At 43.6% G+C, this 1,618-nt stretch carries 4 protein-coding genes; 2 read left to right on the top strand and 2 right to left on the bottom strand.

All coding sequences use genetic code 11. The features are described 5' to 3' along the window. Positions 1-309, top strand: a 309-nt coding sequence (locus tag GTGU_RS26325; protein ID WP_211252852.1) for a hypothetical protein, incomplete at its 5' end; no start/stop codon positions are given. On the opposite strand, the gene GTGU_RS00740 is transcribed toward GTGU_RS26325, so the two are convergent. Then, on the bottom strand, positions 306-539 hold the full coding sequence (locus tag GTGU_RS00740) for a hypothetical protein (RefSeq protein WP_038153443.1): 234 nt from the start codon (positions 537-539) through the stop codon (positions 306-308). The genes GTGU_RS26325 and GTGU_RS00740 overlap by 4 nt on opposite strands. A 1-nt stretch (position 540) precedes the next feature. Continuing rightward, the gene (locus tag GTGU_RS24145; protein ID WP_038153445.1) at positions 541-753 is read right to left on the bottom strand and encodes a Cro/CI family transcriptional regulator; all 213 of its coding nucleotides are present in this window, start codon (positions 751-753) and stop codon (positions 541-543) included. A gap of 93 nt (positions 754-846) precedes the next feature. On the opposite strand from GTGU_RS24145, the gene GTGU_RS00730 reads away from it, so the two are divergent. After that, positions 847-1,497 carry a LexA family protein gene (locus tag GTGU_RS00730; RefSeq protein ID WP_038153440.1) on the top strand — a complete coding sequence of 217 codons (651 nt, stop codon included), beginning with the start codon at positions 847-849 and terminating at the stop codon, positions 1,495-1,497. The last annotated feature ends 121 nt before the right edge of the window (positions 1,498-1,618 follow it).

Below are 1,618 nucleotides of genomic sequence, written 5' to 3'. Positions count from 1 at the left end.
CTGTGCACTCGCGGGCGTCACCTTTATTGGTGCCGGAAACTTACCCGTGTCCGGCGCACGAACTCCACCTTCCACGTGGAGAACTCCATCAAAACAAGCCCATGGAGGGTAAAAAGCATGGAATTTGATGCAAAACTCGGTGCCTGTTTTTTAGTCACAAAAGCGCTGGTAAAAACGCTCACGCCAGAACAACGCAAAATCGCCGCCATCGCTGTAACGTCACATATCGAAGGACTTTACAAAGATGAAAATTCAGATCCTGTTCAGGTCAGAGCGCTAGAAAATTACATAAACCGCTTGCTGTTTTAGGGTTCCCCATAAATCTGAATAAATTCGCTCATGGACATAAATCCGACGTCGAGGCGCAATAAATCCTTTTCTTTGCGTGAGTTCTCGACAATTCCGAGAGTTGAAGCAGCTTTTTTAACAATCGCTTCAACTCTTTCCTTCCGTTCCTTCTCAATCTCTGCAACCGTGTCCGCAAGCATGGATATGAGTTTTTCCGCCAGTAATTCATTAGCTAAAAGTTTGTATGTCATGTCACACCTCTGCTGAGTCGCTGCTTGAAATGGGTGCTTTGCCGTAAAGTTCAGGACGGAACTTCAACTTTCCTGATGTTATTTTTTCAAGTTGGTATGCCCGACATTCTGGAATGACCTCGCGCCACTCAGAAACTGATGGGTGTTTAATACCGAGAGCATCAGCGACCTTAGAAACGCCGCCAAAAAAACTAATCACGTCTGATTTCAACATCGCCATACCCCTATTGTTATACCATCATTAATGTAGGGCATCCAACATAAAAATGTCAAGAAACTTACATTAAAATATAGTAGGATTGCCTACATGAATATGAGTGATAGAATTCGCCAAAGGCGAAAAGAACTGAAATTGACACAGCAATCACTTGCTGAATTAACTGGTGTAAATCGTGTTACCGTTACAGGATGGGAAAGTGATGGTTATCAGCCTAATGGGATGAATCTCCAGGCTCTGGCTATTGCTCTGCAATGTGATCCTTTGTGGCTTGTTAACGGCGAAGGATCACCAGAACAGAAAACAAACCTTAAACCAGAAATATTCACAGTTAAGAAGGTTCCGCTGATATCCTGGGTGCAAGCTGGGGCATGGACGATGACAGACCCAGGCATTAATGAGGGTGAAGCAGATGAATGGGTTTATACAACTTCCATAGTTTCGAAAATGGCGTTTGCGCTACGTGTTCGAGGTGACTCAATGACAAACCCACACGGGGCACCATCTATACCAGAAGGTTCTATCGTGATCGTAGAGCCTGACATTATGGATACTGGACAGATTAACGGTAAAATAGTTGTGGCACATATTGATGGAGGGCAAGAGGCAACTCTTAAAAAATTTGTAGAGGACTGGCCCAACAGGTATCTAATCCCTCTAAATCCAAACTTCAAAGCAATCGAATGTGGTGAGAACTGTAGAATTGTTGGTCTCGTCAAGCAAGTCATAATGGATTTTTAGTCACATCTGAATTTACAACAAGCCGGGCAAATGCCCGGCTTTTTTGTATCCCCAACAAAAAAATGTCAGAAGTCGAACAATGTCACTTGACACATCAATGTTGGATACCCTACATTCAACC

Origin of the sequence: Trabulsiella guamensis ATCC 49490, assembly GCF_000734965.1 — a bacterium.
GTDB classification, from domain to species: domain Bacteria; phylum Pseudomonadota; class Gammaproteobacteria; order Enterobacterales; family Enterobacteriaceae; genus Trabulsiella; species Trabulsiella guamensis.
Note: the sequence above shows the minus strand (reverse complement) of the source record. Positions and strands in the feature narration are given on the sequence as shown.